Here is an 18,669-nt window from a genome sequence, read left to right as displayed (position 1 = left end):
GACATGACCTCCGGTAGCGCCTGACGAGACCGGCCGGCCGCCATACCCGCGTAAGCCGCGCCAGGAATTCGTCATGAACAAGCACCTTCACTCGCGCCGCAAGCAGCGCGGCTTCGTCGAACGCTCGACATCCTCAGACCTGCCGCCCGTCGGCCCCGACGTCGTTGCCCGGCTCGCCAATGAGCCGCTACCGGACGTCCTGCACACCCTGGACACCGACCTGAAAGGGCTCACGCTCGCCGACGTCGGTCAGCGTCAGACTCGCTACGGCCCTAACGAAATCGCGCACGACAAGCCGCCGCACTGGGCGGTGCAATTGTTCGGCGCCTTCAAGAACCCCTTCGTGATGGTCTTGCTGGCGCTCGCCACCGTCAGCTATTTCACCGACGTCTACTTCGCCGATCCGGGCGATGAAGACTACATGGGCATCTCCATCCTGCTCACGATGGTGACGATCAGCGGCCTGTTGCGCTTTTTCTCCGAGTTCCGGTCGCTGCGCGCGGCCGAAAAACTCAAGGCGATGGTGCGCACCACGGCCAGCGTTCGCCGCCGTGTGACGGCGACGGGCGAGCCGGAGCGTCACGAGGTCGCCATGCGCGAGCTGGTCGTGGGCGACATCGTGACGCTCCAGGCGGGCGATATGATCCCGGCCGACCTGCGTTTGATCGAATCGCGCGACCTGTTCATCAGTCAGGCGGTCCTCACGGGCGAAGCGCTGCCCGTCGAGAAGTACGACACGCTGGGTGCCGTCGCGCAAAAGTCCGCCGAAACGACGGCCGGGCAGGGCAATGCGAACCTGCTCGATCTGTCCAATATCTGCTTCATGGGCACAAACGTGGTCAGCGGCACGGCCACCGGCGTGGTCGTCGCCACGGCGGGCGACACGTATTTCGGCGCGTTGGCAACGAACGTCGTGAGTCACAAGCGGGTCGAGACGAGCTTCGATCGCGGCGTGAACAGCGTGAGCTGGCTGCTCATTCGCTTCATGCTGGTGATGGTGCCGGTCGTCTTCATGATCAACGGTCTGACCAAGGGCGACTGGGTGAGCGCGCTGACGTTCGCGCTGGCCGTGGCCGTCGGTCTGACGCCGGAAATGCTGCCGATGATCGTGAGCGCCAACCTGGCGCGCGGCGCCATGGCGATGTCGCGCCGCAAGGTGGTCGTCAAGCGCCTGAACTCGGTGCAGAACTTCGGTGCCATGGACGTGCTGTGCACCGACAAGACTGGCACGCTCACGCAGGACCGCATCATTCTCGAACAACATCTCGATGTGGCGGGCGACGAGCGCGAAGACGTGTTGCGTCTGGGCTGGCTCAACAGCTATCACCAGAGTGGCCAGCGCAACCTGATCGATGTCGCGATCATCCGCCGTGCCAACGAGATCGGCGAGGCGGTGCAACCGCGCGACTTCGCCAAGATCGACGAATTGCCGTTCGACTTTGTGCGCCGGCGCCTGTCGGTGGTGGTGGCCGACGCGCACGGCGAGCACCTGATGATTACCAAGGGCGCCGTCGAGGAGATGCTGTCCGTCTCCACGCACGTGCAGACCCCCCAGGGCGTGCGCGCGCTCGACGATGCGGCTCGTGCCATCCTGCTGGCGCGCGCCGAGGCATACAACGCCGACGGGTTCCGCGTGCTCGTCGTGGCGACGCGCGACATCCCGGCAGGCGAGACGAAGACGCAGTACAAAACGTCCGACGAAGCGGGACTGACGGTCTGCGGCTTTCTGACCTTCCTCGATCCGCCCAAGGACTCGGCCGCCCCGGCCATCGCCGCCTTGCGCGAGCATGGCGTGACGGTAAAGGTGCTGACCGGCGACAACCCGATCGTCACGATCAACGTGTGCCGTCAGGTCGGCCTGGAACCCGGCACGCCGCTGCTCGGCACGGACATCGAACCGATGGACGACGCCACGCTGCGCGAGGCGGTCGGTCGCACGACTGTGTTCGCCAAGCTCGCGCCGCTGCACAAGGCGCGCGTGGTCAAGGCCTTGCAGGCCAACGGTCACACGGTGGGCTTCCTGGGCGACGGCATCAACGACGCCCCCGCCCTGCGCGATGCCGACGTCGGCATCTCGGTGGATACCGGTGCCGATATCGCCAAGGAAACCGCAGACATCATCCTGCTCGAAAAGAGCCTGATGGTGCTGGAGGAGGGCGTCATCAAGGGCCGCGAGACCTTCGGCAACATCCTCAAGTACCTGAACATGACGGCCAGCTCGAACTTCGGCAACGTGTTCTCGGTGCTGGTGGCGAGCGCATTCCTGCCGTGGCAGCCGATGCTCGCGATGCAATTGCTCGTGCAGAACCTCGTGTACGACATCTCGCAAATGTTCCTGCCATGGGATCGCATGGATCCGGAATTCCTCAAGAAGCCGCGCAAGTGGGACGCGGGCAACATCCGGCGCTTCATGCTGTGGCTCGGACCGACCTCGTCGGTGTTCGATATCACGACCTATGCGCTGATGTGGACGGTGTTCGGTGCGGGCGCGCTGTATCACGCGCATGGCGGCGATGCGGGGCAGGTCATCATGAACTCGGGCTGGTTCGTCGAAGGGCTGGTGTCGCAGACGCTGGTCGTTCACTTGCTGCGCACGCAGAAGATCCCGTTCCTGCAAAGCACGCCGGCGCTGCCGATCATGCTGTCGACGACGGTGGCGATCGCGCTGGCCTGCTGGCTGCCGTATTCGCCGTTTGCCGAAGCGCTGGGCTTCGTGGCCCTGCCGGGGACGTACTTCTACTGGCTCGCCGCGACCATGCTCGGCTACATCGCTCTCGCCCAAGTGGTGAAGACGATCTACATCCGCCGCTTTGGCCGCTGGTTCTGATCGGGTATCGGCCGTGTCAGCCGAGACGGCCGAATCATTACCGCCATTGATTTCCCCCCCCCCCCCCCCCCGGCGGGGGGGGAGCCGACAATCACACACGCCCGCCCCGCCGCTCGCCGCGCCGGGGCGGCACCCGTAAGCAAGAGAACGACTCATGAAGAAGCAACTGATGTCTCTGGCGCTGCTCTGTCCGCTCAGCGCCTTCGCTGCCCATCCGCTGGTGTCCGACGATACCGGCACACAGGGCGACGGCAACTGGCAGTTCGAGACCAATGGCGAAGTGACGTCCAAGCAGCCGGAAATCGGCCGCCAGACGCTCTGGAACAGCACGCTCACCCGAGGGGTGGGAGAGACGCTCGATCTGTATGTCGACGTGCCCTATACGCACCTTCAAAACCGCTCGGACGCCGCAGGCAATGGTGTCGGCGATGTGGAGACGGGCGCCAAGTGGCGGATGTACGACGACGGGGCGTTCAGCATCGGCCTCAAGCCGTACCTGAGCTTTCCGACGGGCAACGACCAGCGCGGGCTTGGCAGCGGTCGGGTGAACGCCGGGGCGACCTTGCTCACGCAATACGAGATCGACAAATGGACGTTTCTGTTCAACGCCGGGGCCGCTTATCAGCCGAACCGCCAAGGCGATCGCCAGTCATTGTGGAAGGTTTCCGGGGCGGTGCTGTATCGCGTGTTGCCGACAACGCAGCTTATTCTGGATGTGGGCACTTCGCAGAACCCCGACTTCACGCGGCGGACGCACCCGGCGTTCATGATTCTCGGTGCGATCTACAGCCCGAAGTCGTGGCTGGATCTGGACGTCGGCTATCGACGCGGCCTCAATCCGCAGACGTATGACTATTCCTGGATGGGCGGGATGACCGTGCGCTGGTAAGGCGATCCCTTGGCGAGTCGAGGCATACCGGCGGCGCATGGCTTCGGCGCAGCATAAGATGCCTATGAAAGCCATGTTAAACTGGTTCGCGATAGTTGCAGGCGGCACCCGGTGCCGCCTGCCCCGTTCCTGCAGCGCTTCCCCGTCGAATGCGACTCACCGACCACACCGATTACAGTTTGCGCACTCTGATCTACGTCGCGGTTCACCCCGACGAGTTGGTGCACGTGCAGGCCGTGGCCGATGCGTTCGACATCCCCAAGAACCACCTCGTGAAGATCGTGCAGAAGCTCGGCCAACTGGGCTACTTGCACACGGTGCGCGGGCGCTCGGGCGGGATTCGACTGGGACGCGCACCGGAGCGCATCGGGCTTGGCGAAGTGGTGCGGGCGATGGAGCCCGACTTCGCGATGGTCGAGTGCTTCCACCAAGGCGATAACGCCTGTGTCATCACGTCGGCGTGCAACCTGCGCGGCGTGCTGGGCGAGGCGTTGCGCACCTATTTTGCGGTGCTCGACCGCTACACGTTGGCCGATCTGGTCGGCCAACCCACCGAGTTGCGTCGCTTGCTCGGGGATGCGGTGGCCGCGGTGATCCCGGTGGCGGACATCAAGGTCAAACGACGCGTCACCGAATCGTCCTCCTGAATCGCCTTGGGGGAACACGTCGGTTCCCTGGCGTGTTTCTCCTGTGCGCGATCAAGCCCGACTGCGCACCAAGCGCAGGCCGCTCGCAAGACAGCCTGCGGCCGAGAACGCCGCACCCCACGCCAACGCCCACAACGAACCTTGGGCGCCTGCGATGCCCAACGCCAGGGCCACGAGTGCAGCGCCCGTCGCTTGCCCCAGCAGTCGCGACGTTCCCACCATGCCGCTTGCCCCGCCACTGCGCTCCGGCGGTGCGCTGTGCATGAACGCCTTCAGATTCGGCGACTGGAAGAAACCAAACCCCAGACCGCACAACGCCATCCGCCAGCCGATATCCCACAGCTGCGCGTGTTCGGGCATGATCGCCAGCAACCCCATGCCCGCGCTCAGCATTGCCAGGCCAATCGCGCCCAGCGCGCCGGGCGGATAACGGTCGGACAGACGTCCCGCCAAGGGCGCAATCGCGGCCACGAAAAACGGCCAGGGCGTCATCAGAAAGCCTGTCTCGATAGGACTGCGATGCAGCACGTTCTCGAAATAGAACGGTAACGACACGAGTCCCAGCCCCTGCGTCGCAAACGCACAGATGGCCGTGAGCGTAGAGAGCGCAAAGGCGGGCAGACGCAGCAAGTCGACCGGCAGCATCGGCGCGCGATGGCCACGCTCACGGCGAATCAGGGCCCAGCCAAACACAATCGCGCCCACGAAGCACGTCACCGTCAGACGCCAATCGGCCCGTTGTGCACTCTGACTCAGCGCGAAAATCAGCAGCGCAAACGTCGCCACATTGAGCAACGCGGCGATCATGTCCGGCTTGTGCGCGCTGCGCGGTGTGTCAGGCAGGTTGCGGCGCGAGAACGCCAGCGCCAGCAACGCCGTCGGCACGTTGATCAGGAACAGCCACGGCCAGCTCCCGAACGCGAGGACGAGCGACGCCAACGTTGGCCCGATGGCGAACGAAATACCGACGATCAGCGCGTTCAGGCCCACACCGCGCCCAAGTTGATGCGCCGGATACAGGAACCGGATAAGCGCGATATTCACGCTCATGACCGCAGCAGCCCCCACGCCCTGCAAGACGCGAGCGCCTGCGAGAAAGCCGAGCGTCGGCGACAGGGCACACAGCAGCGACGCCACGAGAAACACCGCCACGCCCGACATGAAGACGCGTTTATGGCCGACGCGCTCGCCGAGCGAAGCGAATGGAAGCAGGGTCGCCACCATCGCCAATTGGTACGCGTTCACGATCCAGACCGATGCCGACGGCGTCGTTTTCAGATCGAGTGCCATCTGCGGCAGGGCCGTGTTGGCGATCGCGGTGTCGAGACTGGCGAGCGAGACAGCGAGCAGAATCGCCGTCATGGCGAGTCCGCGCCCGGTGGCGGGCGGCTCGTGCGTGTGCGCCGCCGCTGGGGCGCTGGCCGCCGCGGTATCGGCGATCGGGGGCAGGGACGACATGACGGATCAGCCCTCGGCCAGAATCTGACGAATGGCCTGTTCGAACACTTCCGGCGGTTGTCCGCCGCTCACGAGATGCCGGTTGTTGAAGATGATCGCCGGCACCGACTGGATGCCGAGATTCTGGTAGTGGCGCTCAAGCGCGCGCACCTGCTCCGCATACTCGTCGGAGGCGAGGATCTCGCGCGCACGCGCCGTGTCGAGGCCGGCTTGCCGCGCGGCGTCGACGAGCACTTCCGGGTCGCTCGTGCGCTTGCCCTCGACGAAGTAGGCGCGCAACAGCGCTTCCTTCAGGGCGAGCTGCGTGTCGTTGCCGACGGTCTGTGCCCAGTGCAGCAGACGATGCGCGTCGAACGTGTTGTAGGCGTGCGTGCGCAGGTCCATGCGCATCGGGAACCCTTCGGCCGCCGCCCGCGCGCCAATGTTGGCCTGATTCTGTGCCAACTGTTCCGGCGACAGGCCGTACTTGCGCGACATGTAATCGGCGAGCGGAACGCCGTCGACCGGCATGTCGGGATTGAGTTCGAAGGGGCTGAAATGTAGGTCGGCGTCGACCTCGTCGCCCAGACGGCCGAGGGCCGTCTTCAATGAGGCGAGGCCGATGGCGCACCAGGGACAGGCGACATCGGAGACAAAATCGATCTTGAGTGTGGCGGGCATGGTCTGTTTGCGCGGTGGTGGCGCGCGCAATGAAAAACGCGTCGCCTTGCGCGACGCAACACGGGCAATCGTCGCATAAATCGGTGAATCTCGCCGGAGACCGCCCGGGCGGCGCCGCAAGCCTTTATTCATGCGGCATTCGGGGCGTAGGTGAGGCGGTTGCCTGAAGCGTGGAGTGTTTTGACTGTCGGAATGATTGTTTCGTCTGGTGAATCTTTGGCTGGCTGTTGACCTGCGGTCTGTGGCAATGCGATATCGTGTGGGACATTCATTCACGTGGATCTTCACTGCCTCATGTCCAACGACGTTCACTTCTATGACCCGGCCAAGGGTCACGGTCTGTCCCACGATCCGTTCAAGGCGATTGTCGCGCCGCGCGTCATCGGCTGGATCTCCAGCAGCGATGCGCACGGCCGGGTCAACCTCGCGCCCTACAGCTTCTTCGGCGCTTTTGCGACGTTCCCGCCGATCGTCGGCTTTTGCAGCGAGGGCTACAAAGACTCGATTGCCAACATCGAAGCCACGCGCGAGTTCGTCTGGAATTTCACGAGCAAGTCGCTCGTCGCGCAGATGAACCGAACGTCGGCCCCCGTGCCGCACGACGTCGACGAGTTCGAACTGGCAGGACTGACGAAGGCCGCCGGCGTCAATGTGGACGTACCGCATGTGGCCGAGTCGCCCGCCTCGCTCGAATGCAAGTTGCTGCAGATCGTGCGCCTGCACAATCTCGACGGCAAGCCGATGGACAACTGGCTCGCCCTGGGGCAGGTCGTCGGCGTGCACATCCGCCGCGAGTATCTGCGCGAAGACGGCATCTTCGATACGGCGAAGGCGCATCCGGTGATGCGCGCGGGTTATCTCGGCGACTATGCAGAGATCGGACCGATGTTCGATTTGCGTCGCCCAAAGGCCTGAACGGCGTCGCCATCGCGTGCCGCCGCGTCCGCGGCGGCGCGGGAACCTGAAAAGGGCGCAGCGAAGCCATCGTTGTCGCCCCGTGGGCCTGTCTAGGGGGAATTACCGATCCAGCGATTCGCAACATTGCATACAATGTTTACAAAATTTGCCTGATGTTAGGGGGCAATCTCATAAATATTTAAACATTGCATACAATGTCGTCTGCGCCGCTCACCCTGTCCTCGGCCGATGTCTACCTGGCCATCAAGACCTCGTTGGCCGAACATGAGTACGCCGCGGGGCAGTATCTGCGTGAGACCCAACTGGCGGAGCGCTTCGGCGTGAGCCGCACGCCGGTGCGCGAGGCCTTGCGCCGGCTTGATGCGGAGGGCTGGGTCGAAGCGGTGCCCAACTACGGCGTACGTGTGCGGGCGTGGACCGAGCAGGACGCGCGCGAGATTTTCGAGGCTCGGTTGCTGATCGAGCCGTATCTGGCGGGGCGTGCGGCGCAACGGGCGACCGACGACGATGTCGCTCGGCTGCGTGAACTGGCCGTGACGATGTTCGACATCGCGCGCGAGCCGCCGACGGCGGCGCTGACCGAACGCTGGTTTGCGCTTAACGATGCCTTCCACGCGATCATCAGCGGCGGCGCTGGCAACGGCCGCCTCGACCGCTCGCTCAAATCGATGAAAGAGACGCCACTCGTCAAGTGGACGTTCGACACCTACAACCCCGAAGACCGCGAGCGCAGCGCACGACAGCACCTCGAAATTGTCGACGCGTTCGCACAGCGCAACGGCGTCTGGGCCGAGGCGATCGTGCGCTGCCATATCGCGGCGGCGCAGAGCGTGGTGCTGGGCCGTGCGTCACGCACGCCGGCGGGCGACACCGTCGCGCCCGCGTTGGCAGGGGATTAGCCGGTTCCATAGCAGTACCCGAAAACATCACGTCGATAACGACGGAGGAGACAGCGCATGTTGAGTTCGATAAACGCGGGGCCCCGACTGGACCGGCTGCCCATTTCTGGGTTCCATCGCCGGATCCTGTGGCTGATCGGGGGCGGCATGTTCCTCGATTCCTTCGACATCTATCTGGCCGGCGGCGTGCTGGGGGCCCTGGCCAAGAGCGGATGGTCGACGATGCAGCTCAACGCCACGTTTCTGTCGGCGACCTTCGTTGGCATGCTGCTCGGTGCGTTGACGGCGGGTGTGCTGGGCGACCGAAAGGGGCGCAAGTTCACCTATCAGTTCAACCTGGCGATCTTTGGTCTGGCGTCGCTCGCCGGTGCATTCGCGCCCAACATGACGTGGCTGATCGTCTGTCGCTTCTTCATGGGGCTTGGGCTTGGCGCCGAGATCGTGGTCGGCTACGGCTCGCTCGGTGAATTCGTGCCGCCCGCGGTGCGCGGCAAGTGGTCGGCCTACCTGTCGCTGATCACGAATTCGGCGTTGTTCTTCTCGACGTTCCTCGGTTATCTGATCATTCCCTCGATGGGCTGGCGCGCGATGTTCGCGATCGTGGGCGTGGGCGCCTTGGTCATGTGGTTCGTGCGCGCCAAGATGCCCGAGTCGCCGCGCTGGCTGGAATCGAAGGGACGTTTCGACGAGGCCGACGCGATCCTGCGTGCGGCCGAAGCCGAGTCGGCGCGCGGCGGCGTATTGCCCCCGGTGCGCCAGATGCCGCCGGTCGTCACGCGACCCACCACGCTGCTGGACTTGTTTACACCTTCGCAGATTCGTCGAACGGTGGTGGCGATCTGCGTGCAGATCGGTGTCAACGTGGTGATCTACGGTTTCATTGTCTGGGTGCCGACGTTCCTGATGAAGCAGGGGATCGGCATGGCGTCGTCGCTCGGCTACACCACGTTGATGTCGCTCGGCGGTCCGGCGGGCGCGCTGGTGGGCGTGCTCGTGGCCGACCGGATCGGTCGCAAGAACGGCATGATCGCGGTGTCGGCACTCGCGGCGGTGGTGGGGTGGGCCTATGGCCACTCGAGCAGCGTGGAGATGGCAACCGCGCTCGGCTTCCTGCTGTTCACGCTGACCTATCTGATGGTGGCGCTGGGTATCGCGACCTATTGTCCCGAACTGTTCGCGACGGAGAACCGCATGCGCGGCAATGGCGTGGCGGGCTGTGCCGGCCGGATCGCCGGGATTCTCGCGCCGCAGATGGTCGTCGCACTCTACGCGTCCGGCGGCATCCAGCAGGTTCTCACGACGATTGCGTGCGTGCTGGCGGCCATGTCGATCGTGCTTGCGCTGTTCGGCATCGAGACCAACCGCCGCTCGTTGGAGGACATCGCACCGAACGCGGGCGGGCTTGGAACGGCCGGTCTCGGTGAGTCGGAATTCTCCGGGAAATCGCAACGCTGACGTCTGGCGCAATACGGCGTCCGGATTCGAAACGACGCGTGGGTCGAGCGCCCCGCGCGTCGGAAATCTTGCTTCACCGACTTATTGGAATTGTGATGAACGCCCAAGAAAAACGTAGTCAACTCAAAGCGAAACTGGCTCGGCAAGACATTGTGGTCGCGCCGGGGATTTACGACATGATCTCGGTCGCCATGGCTGACGCGATGCAGTTCGACTGCCTCTACATGACCGGTTTCGGTACGGTGGCCTCGTATCTGGGCGTGCCCGATGCCGGCCTGGCAACCTATACCGACATGGTCAATCGTGTGACGGCGTTCTGCGGCAACAGCCGCACGCCGTTGATCTGCGATGGCGACACCGGTTACGGTGGATTGCTCAATGTCATGCACACAGTGCGTGGCTACGAGCGGGCGGGGGCGGCAGGGATTCAGCTTGAAGACCAGGAATTTCCGAAGAAGTGCGGCCACACGCCGGGTCGCCGCGTGATTCCGGCCGGCGATATGGTCAAGAAGATCCAGGTCGCGGCGCAGACGCGCGACGACGCGAACTTCCAGATCGTGGCGCGTACCGATGCCCGCACATCGCTCGGATTGGACGAGGCATTGCGCCGAGGCGAGGCCTATGTGAAGGCGGGCGCAGATGTCCTGTTCATCGAGTCGCCCGAGAGCGTGGAGGAGCTGGAGACGATCGGCAAGTCCTTCGATGTGCCGTTGCTGTGCAATATCGTCGAGGGCGGACGCACACCGCAGTTGTCGCCGGCGCAATTGCAGTCGCTGGGGTTCTCCATTGCGATCTATCCGGCGACGGGCTTCCTGGCCGCCGCGCGCGCCCTTGAGCACGCGTACGCGCAGATCAAGGCCGGCAAGGGCACGATGAGCATGGATAACGCCCTGTATCCGTTCTCGCAAATGTGCGAGTTGATGGGCTTCCCCGAAGTGTGGGCGTTCGATCGCGCTCACGCGGACTGAGCGAGTGCAGGCGGCGAAAGTCACAATCAGTGACTTTCGCCGTACTCGTGGCGGTGCGGCGGTGCAGGTTCAGCGCGATGGTTCGGCGCCGCGTCGGTCCGTCGGCAATGCGCGTGGCGATGTCGATCGGCTGGCGGGCAGGGCAAAGCTCGCGAGCAACGCGATCGCGCAGGCGCCGATCACGAAGTACGCCGGCGCGGCCAGTGAGCCGGTCTCGCGGATCAGCATGGTTGCCAGCAACGGCGCGAAACCGCTGAAGACGAGGACGGAGGCGTTATACGAAAGTGCGATGCCGCTGAACCTCACCTGCACCGGGAACTGATCGGCAAGCACGGACGCCCACGTACCGCTGGCGAGCGAGAAGACCACTCCCGCGAGGATGAACAGGGTCACCAGATTCACGGTGTGGCCGACCAGCGCGTAATAGAACGGGTAACTCAATACCACCAGCAACGCCGCCGACGCACGCAGAAGATACCGGCGCGGCACCTTGTCGCCAAGCCAGCCCGCGGCGAGCAGGCCAAACGAACTGACGATCAGATAGGCGTTCTGGGCGATCGCCGCCGTCCGGGGCGCATAGTGAAGTTGTTGCACGAGGTAAGCCGGCATGTGTCCGTACAGGATGCCATTGACACCGGCCATGACCGCGATCGTAAGCGCGGCAGCGGCGACCGATTTACCGTGGTGCCGAAGCGTTTCGCGAAACGGTTGCTTGATGACGGCCCCTTGCATCTTCTTGAACTCCGGCGACTCGTCGAGGTTGCGTCGCATCCAGTACGACACGATGCCGCACAGGCCGCCGAACAAAAAGGCGACGCGCCAGCCATACGCCGCGGCATCCGCGCTCGACAGGGAACTCTGGATGACGAGATTGACGATGGTCGCAAGCAACACGCCCACGTTCACCGCGCAGATGATGACGCCGGCAGCCAGGCCGGCGCGATGCGGCGCGGCTTCCACGGCGTACGTAATGGCGCCGGGCATTTCCCCGCCGACACAGAACCCCTGAAGCATGCGCAGGACGATCAGCAGGATCGACGCGGTGATCCCCCAGTGCGCATAGTTCGGCAGCAGACCCAGGCAAATCGTCGCGGTGGTCACGACAACGATGGAGCCGAGAAAGACCGGCCGGCGGCCATAACGATCTCCCCAGCTACTCAGCACGATGCCGCCGAGCGGTCGAATCACATAGCCGATGGCCAGCACGGAGTAGGCGGCGAGCATGCTCAACAGCGCCGACGCGTTCGGAAAGAACTGCGCGGCGATGTACTGCGCAAAAAAGCCGTACACAATGAAGTCGTAAAACTCCAGTGAGCCGCCCAGGCTCGCGATGAGGATCATCTTCCATTGGGACCGTGTCAGGCCGGCGGAGGGTGAGTGGCCAAGTTCGCCGACAGGGTTGCGGGTTGTCTCCATGACGTCTCCAGAAAGGGTTGGCTTCTTTGTCCAACGAGGGGTATGCGTGCGCGATGGCGGCCGATCAGGCGTTTGCCGTGCGCCGATGAGTCAGTGTCTCTTCAAACAGTTGTGCCAGGGCATGCCTGTCAGGCGCGACACCGAATACGTAGCGGTCCGGGCGCACCAATTGGGCGACGGCGCCGGTTGACCGGAACCACTCGCGGATCGAGGCTTCGTCGCTTGCGATCAGTTCGACATCCGCGCGGGCCGCCTGATCCGGCAGATCCGGGCACTCGCTGAGCAACTCCGGTAAGGCAACCAGTGCGAATCGGTAGCCGACGACGTCGTCAAGCCGCCGTCCGTCGTTCAGGCGAGGCTGCGGGGCAATCTGTCCCGCAGTGCCCGAAGGGTCGTCCACCCACTCCCCCGGCCCGAGCTTTGGTTGCGGCGTGACGAAATTGCGGATCGCTGTGGCCATCTCGTCGTCGCGCGCGTTCGCAAGGTCAGGGTGAGTGGTCTGAATGACCGCGCCGAGCTGGACGGCGGTCTCGATGAATTCGCGTACGTGCGGCGAGCGTTCCGATTCATAGGTATCGAGAAGCGTGTCGCAGGCTTCACCGCGAAGCACGGCCCCCAATTTCCATGCGAGATTCGACGCGTCACGAATGCCGGCGGCCATGCCTTGGCCCATGAAGGGCGGCGTTTGATGCGCGGCGTCTCCCGCCAGCAGCAACCGGCCACGACGCCACCCGTTGGCAACGACGGAGTGAAACGTGTAGACGGCTGAGCGCTCGAGCCGTGCATCGGCCGGCGAGATCCAGCGAGCGAGCTTGTCCCACAGCCATTCCGGGGTCGTGAGTTGCGTCGAATCGTCGCCAGGCATCACCATGATTTCCCAGCGACGACGGTTGCCCGGGCCTCGCGTATAAGTGGTCGGCCGCGCCGGATCGCAATACTGAATCGAGACGTCGCCCAGTTCAGGCCGTGGCGCATTGAGCATCACGTCTACCACGACCCAGCGTTCGTGCGATTTCAGATCCGTCAGCTCGGTGCCCATGAAGCGCCGCGCAATGGAGCGCGCGCCGTCGCATCCGACGACATATCGTGCGGTGGCGCGTCCCAGTTTGCCGCAACGCGTGTCCTCGAAGCGGACTTGAACGCCGTCGGCTGTCTCATCGAGGGAAAACACCTCATGACGCAGACGGACTTCAACGTTGGGTTGCTGCGCGAGGCGCTCGCGCAATGCATTCTCCAGATCGGGCTGGTGGAATTTGTAGCTGGCACACCAGCCGTGCGGGCCAATGTGGGTCGGACGTGGCCAGTCGATCAGCAATTGGCCTTGCGCGTTCACGAACTTCATTCCCGGGCCGACGAACAGGTTGGGGAGCAGCGCATCTGCAATCCCGATCGTCTGGAACACGCGCATGCATTCGCCATCGAAATGCACCGCGCGGGGCAGCGCAAAGATGTCTTTGTCGCGCTCCAGCACCAGCACCCGCAACCCTTGGATCGCAAGCAGATTACCCAATGTGGCGCCGGTGGGGCCGAGGCCGATGATCGCGACATCGTAGTCGCATGTAGGCGTTGGAATAGTTTGATTTGACATGTTCGTTTCCCGCTGTTCAGACACCGGGCGCGGCGTGCCGCACCCGGCCACGACCTTTACGCTTCGTCGGCAATCGAATTGCGCAGCACGCCAATGCGATCCACTTCCACTTCGACCACGTCGCCCGGCTTCATGAACAGCGGCGGGTTACGTTTTGCACCCACGCCGCCCGGCGTGCCGGTCACGATCACGTCGCCGGCGAAAAGCGGTGTGAACGTCGAGAGATAGGCAATCTGCTTGGCGATACCGTGGATGAGCATCTCCGTGGTTGCCCGCTGCACCTCCTGCCCATTCAGACGGGTGACGAGCGTCATCAGCGCGTTTGGCGCGATCTCGTCGCGCGTGACCATCCACGGCCCGAACGCGCCGGTGCGATAGAAGTTCTTGCCCGGCCCCCACTGCGTCGTGTGACGCTGCCAGTCACGCACGGAGCCGTCGTTGTAGCAGGCGTAGCCCGCGATGTGCTGCCAGGCGTCGGCTTCGGCGATGCGCCGTCCGCCGCGGCCGATGATGACCGCGATCTCGCCCTCGTAGTCGAACTGCTGGGACTCGGGCGGGCGCAGCATCGGCTGAGCGTGGCCGACCTGGGAGGCGGGTAGCCGCATGAAAATCACGGGCTGTTCGGTCACTTCGCGATGCGTTTCCTTGACGTGCTCGGCGTAATTCAGGCCGACGCAGAAGATCTGCTCAGGATTGGGGATGACCGGCAGCAGCGCCACGTCTGCGAGCGCGTAGTCGGCCTGCGCGCCCTCGATGGCCTGAGCCGCTTCCCTGAAGGCGTCGGCGGCAATCAGCGCCTTGAGGTCCGCGAAGCGCCCATCAAGGCGCTTGCCCAGGTCGAAGATGACGTCGTCGCGAACCACGCCGAACGAAGGACCCTGAGAGGTGGAGAAGCTGACGAGTTTCATTGATGCTCCGATGATAAATAACGGTAGTTTTGATCCGCACACCGCCGTAAAAAAGTAGTGTGTTTATCGTATTTTGAGAATAAACTAGATTTAACGAATGACACAACGTGTTTTTCGTTAGGGTTTATCACTATCGGAGACAGGCATGGAAGGGATGAAGCAGAAGCGGCAGGGTCTCTCGTTGAGCCACATGGGGTTCTATGTGAACGACATGGCGCGGGTCGAGGATTTCTATTCGCGGGTGTTGGAGTTCACCGTGACGGATCGTGGCAAGTTGCAGACGCCGAGTGGCGAAGTGCGCTTGGTATTTCTGAGTCGCGATCCGGCGGTACACCACCAGATCGTGCTTGCGAGTGGGCGCCCGGCGCATCTGGCGTTCAATCCGATCAACCAGATTTCGCTGGAGGCGGACAGTCTTGCGACGCTCAGGCAGTTCCACCAAAAGTTTGTGGCGGAGGGGCTCGACGAGATCCGCCCCGTGACCCACGGTAATGCGGTGTCGATCTATGCACGAGATCCGGAGGGCAACCGGCTGGAACTGTTCATCGATACGCCGTGGTACGTTGCCCAGCCGATGCGTGTGCCGGTCGACTTTGACCGGCCGGACGCCGAACTGATGGCGGATGTCGAGCGCCATGCGCGCACCCTGCCTGGTTTCCGGCCTCGAAGCGTCTGGCAGGCGGAGATGGCGGAACGCATGGGGCTTGTGTGATCGGGTGACGAAAAGCAGGGGGCAATGCGTCGTCGCTTGAATCGGGGTCGGGCTTCGCGTGATGCTGCGGGGAGTGTCCGACCCTCGCGCGCGCTTTGCATGTGCAAATGGGCCGACCAGGCGGCCGCTCGCTCTGGCTATAATTCACGCACGTCCACAGGGTTCACTGTCCAGATGTCGAGCATCACGAGAGTCTTATCCATCCTCGATCTTTTTTCCGAGGACAAGCTATTCCTGTCCGCCGAAGACGTTGGCGCCGAACTCGATTGCTCGATTCCGACGGCTTACCGCTATGTGCGAGAGCTGGTCGACGCGGGCTTGCTCGTGCGGTTTGCGGGAGGGGACTATGGGCTTGGGCCTCGCATCATCAAGCTCGACTATCACTTGCGCGTGTCCGATCCGCTGCTTGCCGTCGGCCGGCCGATCATGCGCGAGCTGAGCGAGCATTCGGGCTTCGACACCGTGATGTCTCGGTGGTACGGGAACGAGCTTGTCGACACCCATCGAGAGACGCACGACGCATCGCTTGACCTCCGATACGGCCGCGGGCGTCCACGTCCGCTTTTTCTCGGTGCCGCGTCGAAGGCGATCCTGTCGACCTTCCCCAAGGCCAAGCTCGCGGGGTTGTTCGAGCAATATGCCGAGGACATCGCGCAGAGCGGACTCGGTACGACGCTCGAGGACTTCCGCGGATCGCTGCTCAGGATTCGGCGCGCGGGCTTTTATCTCTCGAAAGACGAACTCGAAGTCGGGATTTCGGCGCTGGCGTCGCCGCTGTTTACCGACGACTCAGGGGAGGCGGTCGGCGCGCTCGCGGTGATCGTGCCGACGCCGCGTCTGCAGTTCGCCAATCTCGACCGGCTCGTTGAATCGATCAAGGAGGCCGCGTCGCGGATTTCACAGCGCACGCGGGATGTCATCGAGAGCCGTCAGACCGGCGCCGTGGCCTCATCGCAGCGTGGGGCGCGTCCGAGACGATCCGCATAGTCGGACTTCGCCGCTCATGGCCGAGCGATGCCTGAGAAAATCATCCCCACGCCAGGGATGCGATCTTGTCGGCGCCGCGCTTAACATCATCGACCTGCAGAACGGCTTTGTCGCCCCAGGCTTTCCCGGCGAATTGCCGATGGCGCGCGAGATCGTGCCGAATGTGAATCGGCTCGCGAGCGCGCTGCGTGAGGCGGGTGGTCATGTGTATTGGATTCGTCACACGCAGGTCGTGCCAGGCGAAGCGCCGTGGCAGCGCTTCGACGAATTCGGCGCGGGATGGGGGGGCGAGTCTGGGCGAGACCTTGGTCGACGGACATCCCGGACACGCGTTGTATCCGCCGCTCGACGTTCGCGATGCGGATGAGATGGTCGACAAGACGCGGTTCAGCGCTTTTATCCAAGGCTCGTCCGACCTGCATCAACGCCTTGCCGCGCGCGGCATCGACACCGTGATCGTGACTGGCACGGTGACGAACGTCGGCTGCGAATCGACTGCCCGCGATGCGATGATGCACGATTACAAGGTCTCGATATTCTCCGAATGTTGTCGCTCCCCGAGCCTGCAACAGGGAGAACGCTCGTGGGGCGGTTTGCGCAGCAATAGCGGGAGCGGATACGACTAGGGAGATCTGAAGTTGTCGGAGTTCCTGCGGGTGGCGGTTGTAGATTCGGAGTTTGCTGAGATTTCGAATTCGGTGTTGCTGCGATGATGGGTTCGGCTCGTCAACGGGTGTCTTGTCGTGGATTTCCGTCCATACAAAAAATCGTTGACGTATGTAAATTAATGCCCATACAATAAATCAATGCAAATCGAGTTCGATCCAGCGAAAGACGAGGCAAACTGTAGAAAACATGGACTGTCGCTGGCGCTTGCCGAGTTTTTCGACTTGGAGGCTGCGTTGCTTGAGATCGACGCGCGCGCCAACTACAACGAAACGCGGTTTGTTGCGCTTGGCCCGCTCGGGGACAGACTCCATGTGATGGTGTTGACAGTGCGAGACGAATCGATTCGAGTGATCAGCCTTCGCAAAGCCAACCGACGCGAGGTACGAAAGTATGACGAAACGTAGACCCCCCCCAATGACCGACGCCGAGGATGCGGCCATCACGCGTGCCGCCGAGACGGATCCCGATAACCCACCGTTGACCGACCAGCAGTTGGGGCAGATGCGTCCGGCGCGCGAAGTGCTGACCGAGGTGTTGGGGAAAGGGCGCGCGGATGCTGTGTTGAAGCGTCGCGGACGCCCGGCGTTGCCGGAAGGTCAACGTAAAGTGACGCTGAACATGCGCGCTGATCGTGATGTGGTGGAGGCGTTCAAGGCGTCGGGCGACGGGTGGCAGACGCGAATGAATGACGCTTTGCGGGAGTATGCCAAGTCACATCACATGTTGCCGGCGTGCTGTCCTTGATGGCGTTTGCCCCGAAATTCCGGGCGCAGCGTCACACTAGAATTGCTAAATCCATCGCATGGCGAACCTGCGTGTCTCGTTGGCCGTATCGCCTGAACCCTTGTCGCTCAACCGCTTGATTTCGGATAGCGTGCGCAACGCAAACGCGACGCGATTTTCCATCCCGGTAAGCTTCGCGTCGCGGCTCACCACCTTCTGCACGGCTGCATTCAACTGCCTCCTGGAGAATCTCGTTCGTCTACGTACTATGTCGACCCGTTGGTTCAAGTGGGCGATTTTGTCCGGTGTTTCAGGCGCTGCTTCACGGGTATCCAACACGCCGGCGTGTGGAACGGGTATGGTTCGACGTTCGAGGGTTCAAATGAAGCGTGGGCGGCAGTCGCGCGTGATAACGAGGTGAAAGATGATTGATGGTCTGATTGGTGGGAAGGTCTACGGAACGCCCGCTGAGCGCAAAGGGCAAGGCGGCACGGCATATGCCACTGCGAAGGTTCTCGCGGCCGGGGGCGACGGCGAGGCGCTGTTCGTGAACGTAATTGCCTTTGCCGATGATGCGCGGGCCGCACTGCTAGCGCTGGATGATGGGGATTCTGTTTCGCTGTCTGGTGCGCTCACGCCGAAGGTATGGACTGACAAGAACGGCGAGACGCGCCCCGCGCTGGACATGGTGGCGCATGCAGTGCTGACGGCCTACCACGTCAAGTGCAAGCGACAAGCCGTCCAACGAGAGTCTGCGCCGGCGAGCGGCGACCATGTCGAGGACGACGATCGCTAAAGGAGATGCGGGGGACGGGGCGTTGTGAGGTGGTATGCCAGCGCGTAGCGCCGGTTGCGCCAGCGTCTCCTTGACGCAATCCGCCGGCAAGGTGGTTCCATGACGCCGGAAACGAGAAAGGGGTTACAAGCGAAGCGCCTGTAACCCCC

At 63.3% G+C, this 18,669-nt stretch carries 21 protein-coding genes; 14 read left to right on the top strand and 7 right to left on the bottom strand.

Annotated elements, in window-relative coordinates:
• Positions 1-73 precede the first annotated feature (73 nt).
• From mgtA to A985_RS0105540, 3 genes are all read left to right on the top strand, one after another.
• Positions 74-2,827, top strand: coding sequence for a magnesium-translocating P-type ATPase (gene mgtA / locus A985_RS24355; RefSeq protein WP_017232410.1), 2,754 nt, complete (start codon positions 74-76; stop codon positions 2,825-2,827).
• A 154-nt stretch (positions 2,828-2,981) separates the two neighbouring features.
• Entirely contained in the window at positions 2,982-3,716 is a 735-nt protein-coding gene (locus A985_RS0105545) for a transporter (protein ID WP_017232409.1), read from the top strand.
• A 149-nt stretch (positions 3,717-3,865) separates the two neighbouring features.
• Positions 3,866-4,363: an Rrf2 family transcriptional regulator gene (locus A985_RS0105540; protein WP_017232408.1), complete on the top strand. Its 498-nt coding sequence runs from the start codon at positions 3,866-3,868 to the stop codon at positions 4,361-4,363.
• 51 nt (positions 4,364-4,414) lie between these two features.
• On the opposite strand, the gene A985_RS0105535 is transcribed toward A985_RS0105540, so the two are convergent.
• Both A985_RS0105535 and A985_RS0105530 read right to left on the bottom strand, forming a co-directional pair.
• The gene (locus A985_RS0105535) at positions 4,415-5,821 is read right to left on the bottom strand and encodes an MFS transporter (protein WP_017232407.1); all 1,407 of its coding nucleotides are present in this window, start codon (positions 5,819-5,821) and stop codon (positions 4,415-4,417) included.
• Between the two features lie 6 nt (positions 5,822-5,827).
• A complete protein-coding gene (locus A985_RS0105530; protein WP_026131677.1) occupies positions 5,828-6,481 on the bottom strand; it encodes a DsbA family oxidoreductase in 654 nt (217 codons plus the stop codon).
• A gap of 294 nt (positions 6,482-6,775) precedes the next feature.
• Between A985_RS0105530 and A985_RS0105525 the strand changes: the two genes are divergently transcribed.
• From A985_RS0105525 to A985_RS0105510, 4 genes are all read left to right on the top strand, one after another.
• Positions 6,776-7,396 (top strand): flavin reductase family protein, encoded by a 621-nt coding sequence (locus A985_RS0105525; RefSeq protein ID WP_017232405.1) that lies wholly within the window; start codon positions 6,776-6,778, stop codon positions 7,394-7,396.
• Between the two features lie 197 nt (positions 7,397-7,593).
• On the top strand, positions 7,594-8,298 hold the full coding sequence (locus tag A985_RS0105520; protein ID WP_017232404.1) for a GntR family transcriptional regulator: 705 nt from the start codon (positions 7,594-7,596) through the stop codon (positions 8,296-8,298).
• Positions 8,299-8,355: 57 nt separating this feature from the next.
• Positions 8,356-9,753 (top strand): MFS transporter, encoded by a 1,398-nt coding sequence (locus A985_RS0105515; RefSeq protein WP_017232403.1) that lies wholly within the window; start codon positions 8,356-8,358, stop codon positions 9,751-9,753.
• 95 nt (positions 9,754-9,848) lie between these two features.
• The gene (locus tag A985_RS0105510) at positions 9,849-10,721 is read left to right on the top strand and encodes an oxaloacetate decarboxylase (RefSeq protein ID WP_017232402.1); all 873 of its coding nucleotides are present in this window, start codon (positions 9,849-9,851) and stop codon (positions 10,719-10,721) included.
• Between the two features lie 69 nt (positions 10,722-10,790).
• On the opposite strand, the gene A985_RS0105505 is transcribed toward A985_RS0105510, so the two are convergent.
• The 3 genes from A985_RS0105505 to A985_RS0105495 all read right to left on the bottom strand — a co-directional run bounded on the left by A985_RS0105505 (position 10,791) and on the right by A985_RS0105495 (position 14,633).
• Complete coding sequence (locus A985_RS0105505; protein WP_017232401.1) at positions 10,791-12,137, bottom strand: MFS transporter; 1,347 nt, start codon at positions 12,135-12,137, stop codon at positions 10,791-10,793.
• A gap of 64 nt (positions 12,138-12,201) precedes the next feature.
• Positions 12,202-13,725, bottom strand: coding sequence for a bifunctional 3-(3-hydroxy-phenyl)propionate/3-hydroxycinnamic acid hydroxylase (locus A985_RS0105500; protein ID WP_017232400.1), 1,524 nt, complete (start codon positions 13,723-13,725; stop codon positions 12,202-12,204).
• Between the two features lie 56 nt (positions 13,726-13,781).
• Positions 13,782-14,633, bottom strand: coding sequence for a fumarylacetoacetate hydrolase family protein (locus tag A985_RS0105495; protein WP_017232399.1), 852 nt, complete (start codon positions 14,631-14,633; stop codon positions 13,782-13,784).
• 145 nt (positions 14,634-14,778) lie between these two features.
• Here A985_RS0105495 and A985_RS0105490 point away from each other — a divergent pair, with 145 nt between their 5' ends.
• Together A985_RS0105490 and A985_RS0105485 are read left to right on the top strand one after the other, a co-directional pair.
• The gene (locus A985_RS0105490; protein WP_017232398.1) at positions 14,779-15,345 is read left to right on the top strand and encodes a VOC family protein; all 567 of its coding nucleotides are present in this window, start codon (positions 14,779-14,781) and stop codon (positions 15,343-15,345) included.
• Positions 15,346-15,519: 174 nt separating this feature from the next.
• Positions 15,520-16,332 carry an IclR family transcriptional regulator gene (locus A985_RS0105485; RefSeq protein WP_017232397.1) on the top strand — a complete coding sequence of 271 codons (813 nt, stop codon included), beginning with the start codon at positions 15,520-15,522 and terminating at the stop codon, positions 16,330-16,332.
• 40 nt (positions 16,333-16,372) lie between these two features.
• Here A985_RS0105485 and A985_RS28980 read toward each other — a convergent pair whose 3' ends face one another.
• Complete coding sequence (locus tag A985_RS28980; protein WP_017232396.1) at positions 16,373-16,537, bottom strand: hypothetical protein; 165 nt, start codon at positions 16,535-16,537, stop codon at positions 16,373-16,375.
• On the opposite strand from A985_RS28980, the gene A985_RS29770 reads away from it, so the two are divergent.
• From A985_RS29770 to A985_RS0105470, 4 genes are all read left to right on the top strand, one after another.
• Entirely contained in the window at positions 16,466-16,699 is a 234-nt protein-coding gene (locus A985_RS29770) for a hypothetical protein (RefSeq protein ID WP_353744109.1), read from the top strand. The genes A985_RS28980 and A985_RS29770 overlap by 72 nt on opposite strands.
• Positions 16,626-16,958 (top strand): cysteine hydrolase family protein, encoded by a 333-nt coding sequence (locus A985_RS26930; RefSeq protein WP_369751551.1) that lies wholly within the window; start codon positions 16,626-16,628, stop codon positions 16,956-16,958. The genes A985_RS29770 and A985_RS26930 overlap by 74 nt, the downstream gene beginning before the upstream one ends.
• Positions 16,959-17,138: 180 nt before the next feature.
• Positions 17,139-17,405 carry a BrnT family toxin gene (locus A985_RS0105475; protein ID WP_017232394.1) on the top strand — a complete coding sequence of 89 codons (267 nt, stop codon included), beginning with the start codon at positions 17,139-17,141 and terminating at the stop codon, positions 17,403-17,405.
• Positions 17,406-17,415: 10 nt separating this feature from the next.
• Positions 17,416-17,745 (top strand): BrnA antitoxin family protein, encoded by a 330-nt coding sequence (locus A985_RS0105470; RefSeq protein ID WP_017232393.1) that lies wholly within the window; start codon positions 17,416-17,418, stop codon positions 17,743-17,745.
• A gap of 45 nt (positions 17,746-17,790) precedes the next feature.
• Here A985_RS0105470 and A985_RS28085 read toward each other — a convergent pair whose 3' ends face one another.
• Positions 17,791-17,958 carry a hypothetical protein gene (locus A985_RS28085; RefSeq protein ID WP_017232392.1) on the bottom strand — a complete coding sequence of 56 codons (168 nt, stop codon included), beginning with the start codon at positions 17,956-17,958 and terminating at the stop codon, positions 17,791-17,793.
• Positions 17,959-18,148: 190 nt separating this feature from the next.
• Here A985_RS28085 and A985_RS0105460 point away from each other — a divergent pair, with 190 nt between their 5' ends.
• Complete coding sequence (locus A985_RS0105460; RefSeq protein ID WP_017232391.1) at positions 18,149-18,520, top strand: single-stranded DNA-binding protein; 372 nt, start codon at positions 18,149-18,151, stop codon at positions 18,518-18,520.
• The last annotated feature ends 149 nt before the right edge of the window (positions 18,521-18,669 follow it).

The sequence above is a fragment of the Pandoraea sp. B-6 genome (genome assembly GCF_000282835.1).
In the GTDB taxonomy this organism is placed as follows: Bacteria; Pseudomonadota; Gammaproteobacteria; order Burkholderiales; family Burkholderiaceae; genus Pandoraea; species Pandoraea cepalis.
This window is presented reverse-complemented; position numbering and strand designations above follow the sequence as displayed.